Origin of the sequence: Streptomyces durocortorensis (genome assembly GCF_031760065.1) — a bacterium.
In the GTDB taxonomy this organism is placed as follows: domain Bacteria; phylum Actinomycetota; class Actinomycetes; order Streptomycetales; family Streptomycetaceae; genus Streptomyces.
Window position 1 is genome coordinate 5280233 of record NZ_CP134500.1, and the last position, 12881, is coordinate 5293113.

Consider the following 12881-nt stretch of genomic DNA (forward strand, 5'->3'; position numbering starts at 1 on the left):
GGTCCGGGCAGGGGGCGCCGGAGTCTCCCGCCGCCTGCCTGCCCGTCCGTCGTCGATCAGCGCACTCCGGCCGGTGCCGGGAAACGGGTGCGCAGGGTGAACGCTCGCTCGGTCGGGCCGTGTTCGCGCAGGTGCAGCAGCCGTTCCTCGGCGTCCGCCACCGTCGGGCGTTCCCCCGCCGGCACCCACCACAGGGCGGTCATCGCCTCCTGGATCTGCTCGAACCACTCGCGGCGCCGGCTCATCAGCTCCCGGTGCCGCCCGGCGTACATGAAGGCGGTGAGCGCTTCGACGTCCCGCCACACCGACATGTTCACGATCAGCCAGTCGTCCCCGAAGACCGGGACGTCCGTGGCGTTCCCGGAGTCGGAGCGCAGTCGCCAGAGGAACCCGTCGGCTTCGTCGGCGACCGTGTTCACCGGGTCCAGCCCATCGACGAAGTCCTTCAACTGTGGTGAATCCAGCGGGAATCTGAGCCGTGAGATGTTCACCTGCGCCAACTCGTGTTCTCCGCCGCTGATTTCTGTCTCGATAGAGGTCATGACCGCACGGTAGGCAGCACGCTCTCCACGGCGTGGGCCATTCCGAGCAGCGAGACGTCCGCCCCCCGCGCCGCCACCAGCTGGAGCCCCACCGGGCAGCCGTCCCCGGTGAACCCGGCGGGCAGGCTCGCCGCCGGGTGGCCGCTCAGGTTGAACACCCAGGTCAGGGCAGTGGAGTAAAGGTCGCCCGGACCCTCGTGCCCATGCGGCCGGTTCGGCGTGACCGGGGTCAGCAGCAGGGGCGCAGCGGCGAAGAGCGCGTCCAGCCGGTCGTCGTTCGCCCGCCGGACCGCCACGGCCCCCGGGTCCCCGGGTGCCCCGCCCCGTACCGCCTGCCAGGCCCGCGCCGGATCGAGCAGTTCGCAGCCGGTGTCCAGCAGGCGTACGGTCCCCGCCGCGACGAGCCGGTCCACCGCCGCCCGGACGACGGCCGCCACCTCCGGGTCCACGTCCGCGAAGCCGAGGCCCTCGCTGTAGACGGCGGGAAGCGGGAGCGGCGGGGCGGCGGGTGGCTCGTACCCGTCCAGCACATGGCGGAGATACCGCTCAGCACCCGCGGCCGATCGGGCCAGCACGCCCGCCGACGCGAGCCCGGACCGGTCGGGGGAGGGGAGCAGCCCGTTCGTCGTCTTCAGGCCGAACACCCCGCACCAGGCGGCCGGGATGCGGACCGACCCGGCCCCGTCGCTGCCGGTCGCCAGCTCCGCCATCCCCGCCGCGACCGCCACCGCCGAGCCCGCCGACGAACCGCCCGGCGTCCGGTCCGCCCGCCACGGGTTGACCGTACGGCCGTGGGCGCCCTGTCCCCAGGTCTGCCAGACGGTCCCGGGGCCGGGGACGGAGGTCGCGCCGACCGGGACCCCGCCCGCCGCGAACAGCCGGCGGGCCGCGTACGAGCGGACGCCCGCCGGGCCCTTCACCGCGAACGGCAGTCCGCCCAGGGGGAGTTCCCGTGCCTCCGGCTCACGGGCGAGCGCCTCGTCCGGCCAGACCTCGATGAACGCGTTGAGCGCCGGGTCCAGTCGTCCGATCCGTTCCAGGGCCCGCGCCACGGCGGACGGTGTCCTCGTCGTCCTCGTCATGGGCCCACTCTCTCCCCCTGTACAGCCTCGCGTCCTCACTCCTCCAGCGCCGCCTCCATCACCGCCCGTGCGATCGGGGCAGCGCTGCCGCCGCCGCTGATGTCGGCCCGGTCGGCGGAGGCGTCCTCCACGACCACGGCGACCGCGACGGCCGGGCGGCCGGAGCCCGGGGCCTCGGCCCAGGAGATGAACCAGGCGTACGGAATACCGGAGTTGTCGACTCCGTGCTGGGCCGTTCCGGTCTTGCCGCCGACCCGCACCCCGTCGATCGCCGCGTTCGACCCGGTGCCGTTCTCCACCGTGTCGACCATCATCCGCTGGAGCTGCACCGCCGTCGACGGGCTCATCACCCGCTCGTACGGCCGGGAACCCTCCTGCCGGACGGTGTCCCCGTCGTGTGTGGTCACCCGGTCCACCAGATGCGGGCGGCGCAGATCGCCGCCGCCCGCCACCGCCGAGGCCACCATCGCCATCTGGAGCGGGGTCGCGGTCGTGTTGAACTGCCCGATCGAGGACAGGGCCAGCTGGTCCTCGCTCATGTCGGTGTCGAAGTTGCTCCTGGCCACCCCGGACGGGATGCGCAGCCCGGAGTCGTTGAAGCCGAACTTCCCGGCCGCCTCCGCCATCCCCGCCAGACCGACCCGCACGCCCAGGTGGGCCATCACGGTGTTGCAGGAGACCCGGATCGCATCCGCCAGCGAGGCATTCTCGCAGCCGCGAGACTCGTCGGGCAGCGTGGTCCTCGTGTTCGGCAGGACGTACGGGGACGGGGTGTCCGTGGGCGCGTCCGGGTCGGTGACCACCCGGGACTCCAGGGCCGCCGCCGCCGTCACGATCTTGAAGGTGGAACCGGGCGGATAGGTCTGCCGGATGGCCCGGTTGAGCATCGGCAGGCTCTTGGCCGCGTTCAGCCGGGTCCACGCCTCGGTGACGGCCGAACCGGTGCCGGAGAGCCGCTCGGGGTCGTACGAGGGGGTCGAGACCAGGGCCAGGATCCTGCCCGTCGACGGCTCCAGGGCGGCCACCGCGCCCCGCCGCCCGCGCAGTCCGTCGTACGCGGCCCGCTGCACCGACGCCTTGACGGTGGTGACAACATCGCCGCCCGGCTGTCGGCTCCGCGTGAAATCGTTCCAGAAGGGGAGCGGCGTCAGAGCTGAGTCCGTACCGGACAGGACGGAGTCCTCGGCGTTCTCGATGAGCGTGGTGCCGTACGTCTGCGAGGCGTATCCGGTCACCGGGGCGTAGAGCGGGCCGTGCCGGTAGGTGCGCTCGTAGTCGAGCTGCTCGCCGGTCCTCCGGTTGCCGGTCACGGGCCGGTCGCCGACCAGGATGTTGCCGCGCGCCTGGTCGTAACGGGCAATGGCGCTACGGCGGTTGGCGGGGTTGTCGTTCAGCTCCTCGGCCTCGAAGAGCTGGACGCGGGCCGCGTTGACGAGCAGCGCCACGAGCAGCAGCAGACAGAAGGCGGCGGCCCGCCGGATGTAGCGGATCACCGCTCGTCCTCCTCCCCGGCTCCGGCTTCTGGCCCGTTCTCCACCGTCGTCGCGATGACCCCGGTCTCCACCTGCTCCGGGTGCGGTCTTCGCGAGACGTCACTGACCCGGATCAGCAGGGCGACGATGATCCAGTTGGTGACGACGGACGAGCCGCCCTGGGCCAGGAACGGCATCGCCATCCCGGTCAGCGGGATCAGCCCCATCACCCCGCCCGCGATCACGAACACCTGGAGCGCCAGGATCGACGCCAGGCCGATGGCGAGCAGCCGCCCGAACGGGTCGCGCAGTGCGAGCCCGGCCCGGTAGCCGCGCGCCACGAGCAGCGCGTAGAGGAGGAAGACGGCGGTCAGGCCGCTCAGTCCCAGCTCCTCGCCCGCCGTCGCCAGGATGAAGTCGGACTTGGCGGCGAAGCCGATGAGGATGGAGTGGCCCGCGCCGAGCCCGGTGCCGAGCATGCCGCCCGCGGCGAACGCGAACAGCGACTGGGCGAGCTGGCCGGGGCCCCGCCCCGCGTCGATCGAGGCGAACGGGTCCAGCCAGTCCTGCACCCGGCCGTGTACGTGCGGTTCGAACGAGCCGACGACGAACGCCCCGACGGCGGCCAGGAGAAGCCCCACCGCGATCCAGCCGGTCCGGCCGGTCGCCACGTACAGCATGATGACGAAGAGCCCGAAGAACAGCAGCGAGGTGCCGAGATCGCGCTCCAGTACCAGCACGCCGACGCTCAGCAGCCAGATCGCCACGATGGGCCCGAGCACCCGCCCGGCGGGCAGCTGGAGCCTCCAGACCTTGCGGCCCGTGTACGCCAGCGCGTTGCGGTTGGCGGCCAGATAGGCGGCGAAGAACACCGCCAGCAGGATCTTGGCGAACTCGCCGGGCTGAAAGGAGAGTCCACCGATCCGGATCCAGATCTTCGCCCCGTTCACCGCCGGGAAGAAGATCGGCACGATCAGCAGCGCGAGCGCGGTGGCCACCGAGAGATACGCGTACCGCTGGAGCACCCGGTGGTCGCGCAGCAGCACCACGACGGCGGTGAACAGTGCGACGCCGAGCGTGGACCAGATGAGCTGGGTGGGCGCGGCCTGGTCCCTCGGGGTCTCCAGGTCGAGCCGGTAGATCAGGACCAGGCCGAGACCGTTGAGCAGGACGGCGATCGGCAGCAGCAGCGGATCGGCGTACGGGGCCCGGAAGCGGACCGCGGCATGGGCGAGCAGCGCGAGCATGCCGAGCCCCGCACCGTATCCGGCGACATCGGGGGGCACGGCCCCGTTGCGGGCCAGGCCCACCGCCGCGTAACCGTAGACGGAGATGAGGACGGCCGCGACGAGAAGGACGAGCTCCACCCCGCGCCGCTTGGGCAGGCGTAGCTCGGGCGGGGGAGCGTCCGCCGTCGTTGCGGTCATGCTCCGCAACGTAGCAAGAGGTGCGCTTTATTTCCCTTATGTCACACCTTTCTGATGTCCTCGTCGCCCTGCGCGGGAACGCCTGCGTCCGCCCGCGGGGCGGGCGGCCGCGGAGCCGGGCCCGACGGGCGGACGGACATGCGGGTGAGGGGGAGTCAGCACCAGCGCGGCGCGGCGCCGATGTTCTCGATGTAGCGGGCCGAGCCCCAGGCCCAGGTGCCGTCGGTCAGCAGGTACCAGCGGTTGTTGCCGTCGACGTTGTCGCCCTTGGTCTTGCAGAAGATGTGGACGACCGCACCGTGCTCGACCGAGCCGACGATCCGGCTGCTGCGGGTCGGCTTGTCGCGGAGCAGCAGGTAGGGCTTGGCGATGACCCGGCCCTTGTAGGTCCGCTTGGGCCTCTGGGGCTCGGCCTGCCCCTGCCCCTGCGCCTCCTGGCGGGCCTCGTGCTCGCGCTGGAGGGCCGACGCGGAGAGCTCGTCGGACGTCGGGTCCGGGGCGGTGGCCTCGGCGCGCTGCCCGGCGGGCTGGGGGTCCGCGGCCAGGGCGGCGGGGGCGCCGGCCGTGAGCGCCGCGAGGGTGCCTGCGGCGACGCACAGGCCGAGCCGGCGGAAGCGCGAGGGGCGGGACAGGGGGGACATGCTGCCTCCATGCGAAAGGGAAGGGGGGCGTGGGGGACACGAGCTGGGCTCGCCCTGGTCACGCTAAGTTCGCCACAGAGGGTCCGCAACGCGTCACGGTCCGTGAGGGGAGCCTTCGTGTGAGCCGTCCGGGTCACCGTGGGCGTCATCGACGGCGGCCTCCCCGCCCCTTTCCTCCTCGTCGAGGTGTACGTACTCCGGCAGGGTCATCCGGGCCAGCGCGCCGCCGTCCGGCGGATTGCCGAACTCCAGCCGGGCGCCGATGGCCTGGGCCTGGCCCACGGCGATGGTCAGCCCCAGCCCGTGGCCCTTGCCCGCCCCCTCCGTACGGAACCGCTGTGGCCCGCCTTCCAGCAGATACGCCGGGAACCCCGGCCCGTGATCCCTCACGGTCACCACCGCGCCGTCCACGCTCAGAACCACCGGAGGGGCCCCGTGCCGGTGGGCGTTGGCGACCAGGTTGCCGATCACCCGCTCCAGCCGACGCCGGTCGGTCTCCACCCGGGCCGCGCCCGTCACCCGGACCTCGGTGTCGGTGCCGGAGGCGCGCACGACCCGTTCCGCCAGCGGTGCGAGATCGTGCTCGGCGAGATCGACCTGCTCCGTGCGGGCGTCGAGGCGGGAGATCTCCAGCAGGTCCTCGGTCAGCGCCCGCATCGCCCTGACCCGGTCGCGCACCAGCTCGGCCGGGCGGCCCGGCGGCAGCAGTTCGGCGGCGGCCGACAGGCCGGTCAGCGGGGTGCGCAGCTCGTGCGCCACATCGGCGGTGAACCGCTGCTCGGTCTGGAGCTTGCGCTGAAGCGTCGAGGCCATCGTGTCGAGCGCGCCCGCCACGATCGCCACCTCGTCCTGCGCGCGGACCGGGCGGGCGGTGCGGGGGTCGTTCACCCGGGCGTCGAGATCCCCCGCGCTGATCCGGCGGGCCACCCGGGCGCTCTGGTGGAGCCTGCGGGTCACCCGGCCGACGGCGAACAGCCCGACGAGCAGGGTGGCGGCGATGGCCAGCAGCGAGGAGCCGATGATCGCCCGGTCGAGCCCGGCGATGGTGCGGGCGCTGTGGCTGTAGTCCGTCCAGGTGGCCAGCGCCCGCCCGTCCGCCGGACCGGCCGCCCACATGGCGGGGCCGCCCTGTCCGTCCGGGTCGCCCGGCCGGTGCGGGCCGTCCGCCACGATGGTGCCCCGCTCGCCGCCCGCGGCCAGGGCGCGCAGCGAGGCGGGGAGGCCCGGCGGGTCGATGCCGGAGCCCCGTGGCAGTGGCTCCCCGGCCTCGTACGCGTCGGTGACCACCTCCAGTCGCTCCAGCGCCTTCTCGCGGGCGTGGCCGACCGTCTGCCGGGTCACCGCGGTGTGCACCAGGACGCCGAGGAGCGCGGCCAGAGTGCAGCACATGACGGTCAGGAAGACCGCGGACTTCCAGGTGAGGCCCGCGGTCCAGGAGGGGGAGCGGAGCCCGCGCCTCCTCATCGCGTCTCCGTGGGGGCGTCGGTGGCAGTGGCAGTGGCAGCGGGAGGGACGGAAGCGTCGGTGGCGGACGGCGTGGGCGAGGGCGTCCGCGTGGGTGTCGCCTTCGGCGTTCTCGGGCCCTTCCGGTGCTCGGGTGTCCGCAGGATCTCGTCCCGGGTGGGCAGCATCGCGCGCTGCCGGTCGTCCCAGGACCACGCGGTGCGGTACTCGTACCCCGGGATCACCGAGGGGGCCCGCATGATCACGTCCCGTCCCGCCAGCTCCACGCTGATCACGGCGTCGTAGGCGGACATGATCCGGGTCAGCCCGCCCCGGTCCGGCATATAGGCGCGTACGGCGAGCTGCTGGTCGGGCATGCGAATGCCGAGCACCAGTTCGTCCTTGCCGTCGCCGGTCAGGTCGCGGTAGTACGGCGGGAGGACCGGGCAGTCGTCGGGCGCCGTGCGGCAGGCGCGGATCTGCCGGACGGTCTCGTCCGGCAGCTCGTCCAGGCCGCTGTCCCGGTTGGTCCTGGCCTTCAGCCCGGCCTGCGCCACGGCGACCGGGTCCAGCCGCCGCACATCGCCGCCGGGTACCCGGATCCCCGGGATGCGGGCCGTCTCGCCCTCCCCGTAGTCGTACGGGGCGGACGAGGCGGGCGGCAGCTCCGGCCAGAGGTGCTTGGGCTCGACGGCCGACGGCGCGTCCCCCGCGCTCTCCAGGCCGCCCGCCGCACCGCAGCCGGACAGCAGGGCGAGCGCGGCTACGGCGCACGCCGCGGCGCGGGCCGTCGACGGGACGCTGTGCGGGCGCACGGGCTCGCCTCCTCTCCGGCGGGGCTCGACGGGCTCACGGACGTCCGCCGGACCGCGCGGACGACAGGGGCCTCACACCCTAATCGGAGGATCGTACGCAATGCCCACTTCGTGCCCCTACGTGACGTCTCGGTACGTCGTCGGTACGGGCCGGGGGGTCAGCGCTGGTAAGGATTCCCGCCCTGGCCCGGCGGCGTGAAACCAGGCTGCTGCTGGGCCTGGCCGTACGGTCGGCCGTCCTGCCCGGCCGCGTGCTGCGCGAGCAGCTGGTCGGCCTGCTCCTGCGGTATCTGCTGCTCCCCGCCGCAGAACGTGCACTGCGTGGCGAACTTCGTCGAGAAGGGGAACAGCGGCACGAAGAACAGCGTGAACTTCGTGACCCGTTTGCGCAGGGTGTGCGCGGCCGGATTGCCGCACCAGCCGCACACCATCGTCAGGATGGCCAGTTGGTGGAGGTAGCCCTTGGTGCCGAAAATGATCATGCCGTGGTCCCTTTCCCCGTCTCTCGTCCCGTGCCGTGCCCCGTCCTCCGGAGCGCTCGTCGGCACAGCGTCAGGAGCTTCTCGTCCTCGTGGATGTCGTGGCTGCCGTACCCGCCGTCCATCGCGTTGTGACGGCGTACGGAGGCGAGTTCGGTGTGCAGGACGTGTGCCGCGGCCGACCCTTCGGGGACCGGTCCCATCCGCGCCAGGCATTCTGCCACCCGGACCCGCACATGACGGCTGCGTTCCCAGGCGGCCAGCAGCACTTCGGTGGTCTCCCGCGGCCGTCCGGACACCTCCCACAGCGCGATCGCCGCGTCCACGCGCAGCCACAGCTCGTCGTGGGCCAGGAGCCCGCGCAGCCGGGGCGCGACCACCTCCGCGCGCGGCCCTAGGGCCCCCAGCGCCACCGCCGCCGCCCGCCGGTCGTGCACCTGGTCGGACTGGAGGCCCTCGATCAGCACCGGCAGCACCGCCCCGGTGTCCCCGGAGATCGCCCACAGCGCCTCGGCCGCCTCCGTCGCCGCGGCCGTCCCCGGGTGGCGGATCAGCGCCCGCAGCTCAGGGACAGCCTCCCGCGCCGCGGGCCCGAACGAGGCCAGCGCCCGCAGCGCCGCCGTACGCAGCCAATCGCCCCGGTACGCCGGCGCCCCGCGCAGCACCCGCAGCACCTCGGGGGCCGCCTCGCCCGCGCGCAGCCCGGTCAGCCCGGCCAGCAGCGGGCTCGCCCGGTCGTAGGCGCCCTCGTCCAGCTCCACCTCCGCGAGCCTGCGCCGCAGCGCCCCGGCGAGCGGCCGGGCCGCCGCCCCGAGGTGGCCCACCGCGAACCCCACGTCGTGCGCCACCTGGGGAAGCTCCAGGGCCGCCGCGAGCGCGGGCACCGCACGGGGGTCGCCGAGGCGGGCCAGGGCCTTCACGGTGGAGCCGAGGCCGGGCGGGCCGCCGGCCCAGGCCTTCACCCAGCCGCCGGGGTCGGCGGCCAGCCGGGCGGCCAGGGCGTCCGCCGCGGGGGCCGCGAGGCGGAACAGCTCCTCCAGCACATGGCACGCGGCCTCCGCCAGCCGGGGCTCGGGGTCGCCCAGCTGGTCGCCGACGAGCGCCACCAGCTCCTCGTAGGGGCCGCGCCAGGCCCGTATCAGCCCGCCGCTCATCCGTACGGCGTCGATGCGCTGCCAGCGGTCGGGGCTGCGCAGCTGGTCGGCGAGCAGCGCGGTGCGGTCGCCCACCCGGTCGTCGAGGCCGACGTGGAGCGTGCGCAGCAGATCGGCGGCCCAGGGAGTGCCGTGCCCCGGGCTGTCCTGAGCGGACAGGGCCCGCAGCTGCCCAACGAGTGTCGGCGCCGCGACCTGCTCGCTCCGGCAGCCCTCCGGTGCGGCCACGGGCTCGGAGTCGGGGTCCTGGTCCATGGCCCCGGAGCCGTCTGCGGGCCCGGGGCCGGCTGTGGCTGCGGCCCCGGACCCGGGCTTGGACCCGGGCTTGGACTCGGGCTTGGACCCGGCCCCGGCAACTGACTCGGCCCCGGCCCCGGCAACGGACCTGGGCTTGGACTCGGTGCCGTCTGCGGCCCCGGCCCCGGCTCCGGCTGCGGCCCCGGCACCGGACCCGGCACCGGACCCGGCTTCGGCAGCCGTTTCCCGGCCGGGCTCCGGTGCCGAGTCCGGGGCTCGCGCACCGCCCAGGCCCCCCGTGCCGTCCAGGTCCCTCGCACCCCCCGGCTCCCTCGCACCGTTCGTCCCCGTGGCGGCGCACTCCGTCGGCGCCGGGGGTGCCTCGGGCGCCGCGCGCATCTCGCGCAGCAGCCCCGACACCACCGGCACCACATCACCGGGCAGGACATCGGGCGAGCAGCGCGCCAGCTGGGCCAGGGCCGCGAGCCGCAGGCCCGGTGTGTGGGCGCGGGACGCCAGCCCGTTCAGCCACTCCGCCACCCGGCCCGCCAGCGGCCGGTGCCGCAGAGCGACCCGCCCGGCGGCCTCGACGAGCGCGAGCCGCACCTCCTCGTCGGGCTCCACCGGCAGCCGCTCCCGCAGCAGTGCGAGGACCCGCACAGGGTGCCGGTGCAGCGTGGCGAGGGCCAGCGGGGCGGCGAGCCGCACTCCGGGGTCCTCGTCGGCGATCAGCTCGAAGAACACCCCGGCGCCCGCGGTGACCGCGGCCGCCGCCATCGCGTAGTTCGCGGCGCCCTCGATCTCGTCCTCGTCGATCTCGTCCTCGTCGTCCTCGTCGAGGTCGAAACCGCCGATGCTGGTGAGCAGTTCGACGACACAGCCCCGGTCCTGCACGCCCGGATCCACGACCAGTTCGAAGAGGAACGGGATGCATGCCAGCGTGCAGGCGTATACATCGCCCTGGTGGTGCACCGCGCCGTACATGCCGTCGAGCGCCGTCTCCCGCTCCGCCGGATCGTCCGACGCGAGCCCCCTCAGGAGCTCCGGCACATCGTCGGCAGGCCCGTAGGCATGCTCCATCGAGGCCCAGTCGACCTCATCGATCCCCGAGAACACGCCATCCCCTCCCCACGACCACGACAGCGCCCGGACGGGTACGCCCTCGCGGCGCGCCCGTCCGTCACACCCCTTCGGCGCGCCCCGCAGAAAGCGCCTGCGCAGAGTGTGCACCACGGGTCCGACAATCCACCCGCCACTTGCGGCCTTTCCTCACGCCGTGACCAGGTCATGACCAGGTCAAGACGATTCGGCTGTGAGGTCGCTGTGAACGAGGGACCGCCACAGGGCAGTCCGCGCTCCCCGAGCTCACTTGGACCCGCCCCGAGCTCACTTGGACCCGCTCCGGGCTCACCCGGCCCCGCCCAGGGCTCCCCCCGGGAGCGGATGCGCCTGTTCCGGATCGTTCAGGGGGGCGAGGAGATCTCCGTACCGTTCCAGCCGCCCGCCCATGTCCCCGGCCCGGAACACCAGGGCACCGGCCTCCCGGCAGTCCGCGATCTCGTCCCAGGTGACCGGTGCGGACACGGTGGGCTCGGGCCTGGCGCGCAGGGTGTAGGGCGTCGCGGTCGTCTTCGCCGCCGCGTTCTGACTGAAGTCGACGAAGACCTTCCCCGGCCGCAGGGCACGCTTCATCCGGTGCAGGGCCAGCTCCGGAAGGGCCGCCTCCGCCTCCATGGCGAGCCGCTTGGCGTATGCGGACACCTCGCCGGAGGGGGTCGGCGTGAGCGGGACCAGCAGATGCAGTCCCTTGGACCCGGACGTCTTCCCGTACGCGAGCAGTCCGTCGGCCGCGAGCCGCTCCCGCAGCCAGAGCGCCACCGTGCAGCACTCCACGACGGTCGCGGGGGAGCCGGGGTCCAGGTCGAGGACCATCCGGTCGGCGATCTCCGGCGCGTCCGCCCGCCACTGCGGGGTGTGGAACTCCACCACCAGGTTGGCCGCCCACATAAGCGAGGCCAGATCCTGCACCATCACCTGCCGGGCGGCCGGGTCCTCGCTCCGGGGAACGGCGGCCGTGGCCACCCAGGCGGGCGTACCGGGCGGCGGATTCTTGGTGAAGAACAGCTGCCCGTCGGGCCCGTCCGGGTAGCGCAGGAAGGACACCGGGCGGTCGCGCAGATGGGACAGGACCGCCCCGGCGACGGTGGTCGCGTAGTAGTGCAGCACTTCGCCCTTGGTCGTCCCGGTGGCCGGATACAGCACCTTGTCGAGATTGCTGAGCGAGACCCGTCGCCCCTCCACGTCGGTGATCGGCGTCATACGATAAGAATCACACGAAAACCTATATGAACGCGCTTAACGGTCTTCCTGGTCAAAACGGCTAAAGGGGTGAACGGTGAGGTCCATATGGAACGGCGCGATCTCCTTCGGGCTGGTCAGCATCCCGATCAAACTGGTCAACGCCACGGAGAACCACTCGATCTCCTTCCGGCAGGTCCACCTCGCCGACGGCGGCCGGATCCGGTACCGCAAGGTCTGTGAACTGGACGAGGAAGAGGTGTCCGCCGCCGAGATCGGCAAGGCGTACGAGGACGCCGACGGCACCATGATCCCGATCACCGACGAGGACCTCGCCCAGCTCCCGCTGCCCACCGCGAAGACCATCGAGATCGTCGCCTTCGTGCCCGCCGACCAGATCGACCCGCTCCAGATGGACGCGGCGTACTACCTCTCCGCCAACGGCGTCCCGGCCGCCAAGCCGTACACCCTGCTGCGCGAGGCCCTCAAGCGCAGCAACAAGGTGGCCCTCGCCAAGTACGCCCTGCGCGGCCGCGAACGGCTCGGGATGCTCCGGGTCGTCGACGACGTGATCGCGATGCACGGCCTGCTCTGGCCCGACGAGATCCGCGCACCCGAGGGTGTCGCCCCGGACAGCGACGTCACCGTCCGCGACGCCGAACTCGACCTGGCGGACGCTCTGATGGACACCCTGGGCGAGGTCGACATGGACAGCCTCCACGACGACTACCGTGAGGCGGTGGAGGAGCTCATCGCCGCGAAGGCCTCCGGCGAGACCCTGCGGCCGGCCGCGTCCGATGACTCCGGCGGAGGCAAGGTCATCGACCTGATCGCGGCCCTGGAGAACAGCGTCCGCGCGGCGAAGGAATCCCGCGGGGAGGGTGAGGGGGCCGAGAGCGCCGAGGGCGGCATGGCCGATGTCCACCCCATCAAGAGGACGTCCGCGAAGAAGACCACGCACCGCACGCCGACCGGCAAGACGGTCACCCGCTCCAGTGGCTCCACGACCGCGAAGAAATCCGCCCCCAAGTCCACCGGCGCGAAGAAGTCCACGTCGACGGCGAAGAAGGCGGGGGAGAAGAGCACGCCGAGGAAGACCACCGGGAAGACGTCCACGCCGACGGCGAAGAAGACCGGGGCGAAGAAGACCACGACGAAGAAGACCACGGCCAAGAAGCAGACGTCGGCGTCCTCTTCGAGCTCTTCGAGCGGGGGCACCACCAGGAAGACGTCAGCTTCCTCCCGCAAACGCGCCTCGGCCTGACGGCGAACCCCGCCCCGCCGCCCCGCT

At 73.1% G+C, this 12881-nt stretch carries 11 protein-coding genes; 1 reads left to right on the top strand and 10 read right to left on the bottom strand.

The features are described 5' to 3' along the window. Positions 1–56 precede the first annotated feature (56 nt). The 10 genes from RI138_RS23575 to ligD all read right to left on the bottom strand — a co-directional run bounded on the left by RI138_RS23575 (position 57) and on the right by ligD (position 11611). Positions 57–542, bottom strand: a complete 486-nt coding sequence (locus RI138_RS23575) for a DUF3291 domain-containing protein (protein WP_311121509.1) — start codon at positions 540–542, stop codon at positions 57–59. Further along, a complete protein-coding gene (locus RI138_RS23580) occupies positions 539–1624 on the bottom strand; it encodes an amidase family protein (protein WP_311121510.1) in 1086 nt (361 codons plus the stop codon). The genes RI138_RS23575 and RI138_RS23580 overlap by 4 nt, the downstream gene beginning before the upstream one ends. Positions 1625–1659: 35 nt before the next feature. Continuing rightward, a complete protein-coding gene (locus RI138_RS23585; protein ID WP_311121511.1) occupies positions 1660–3117 on the bottom strand; it encodes a peptidoglycan D,D-transpeptidase FtsI family protein in 1458 nt (485 codons plus the stop codon). Beyond that, the gene (locus RI138_RS23590) at positions 3114–4523 is read right to left on the bottom strand and encodes an FtsW/RodA/SpoVE family cell cycle protein (protein ID WP_311121512.1); all 1410 of its coding nucleotides are present in this window, start codon (positions 4521–4523) and stop codon (positions 3114–3116) included. Before RI138_RS23590 ends, RI138_RS23585 begins: the two co-directional genes overlap by 4 nt. Positions 4524–4678: 155 nt before the next feature. Then, on the bottom strand, positions 4679–5164 hold the full coding sequence (locus tag RI138_RS23595) for an SH3 domain-containing protein (RefSeq protein ID WP_311121513.1): 486 nt from the start codon (positions 5162–5164) through the stop codon (positions 4679–4681). A 93-nt stretch (positions 5165–5257) separates the two neighbouring features. Further along, a complete protein-coding gene (locus tag RI138_RS23600; RefSeq protein WP_311121514.1) occupies positions 5258–6628 on the bottom strand; it encodes a HAMP domain-containing sensor histidine kinase in 1371 nt (456 codons plus the stop codon). After that, entirely contained in the window at positions 6625–7422 is a 798-nt protein-coding gene (locus RI138_RS23605) for a hypothetical protein (protein WP_311121515.1), read from the bottom strand. Before RI138_RS23605 ends, RI138_RS23600 begins: the two co-directional genes overlap by 4 nt. A 158-nt stretch (positions 7423–7580) precedes the next feature. After that, a complete protein-coding gene (locus tag RI138_RS23610) occupies positions 7581–7904 on the bottom strand; it encodes a zinc ribbon domain-containing protein (RefSeq protein WP_096626859.1) in 324 nt (107 codons plus the stop codon). After that, entirely contained in the window at positions 7901–10408 is a 2508-nt protein-coding gene (locus RI138_RS23615) for a HEAT repeat domain-containing protein (RefSeq protein WP_311121516.1), read from the bottom strand. Before RI138_RS23615 ends, RI138_RS23610 begins: the two co-directional genes overlap by 4 nt. A 291-nt stretch (positions 10409–10699) precedes the next feature. Next, positions 10700–11611, bottom strand: a complete 912-nt coding sequence (gene ligD / locus RI138_RS23620) for a non-homologous end-joining DNA ligase (RefSeq protein ID WP_311121517.1) — start codon at positions 11609–11611, stop codon at positions 10700–10702. 76 nt (positions 11612–11687) lie between these two features. Between ligD and ku the strand changes: the two genes are divergently transcribed. Then, complete coding sequence (ku, locus tag RI138_RS23625; protein WP_311121518.1) at positions 11688–12854, top strand: non-homologous end joining protein Ku; 1167 nt, start codon at positions 11688–11690, stop codon at positions 12852–12854. The last annotated feature ends 27 nt before the right edge of the window (positions 12855–12881 follow it).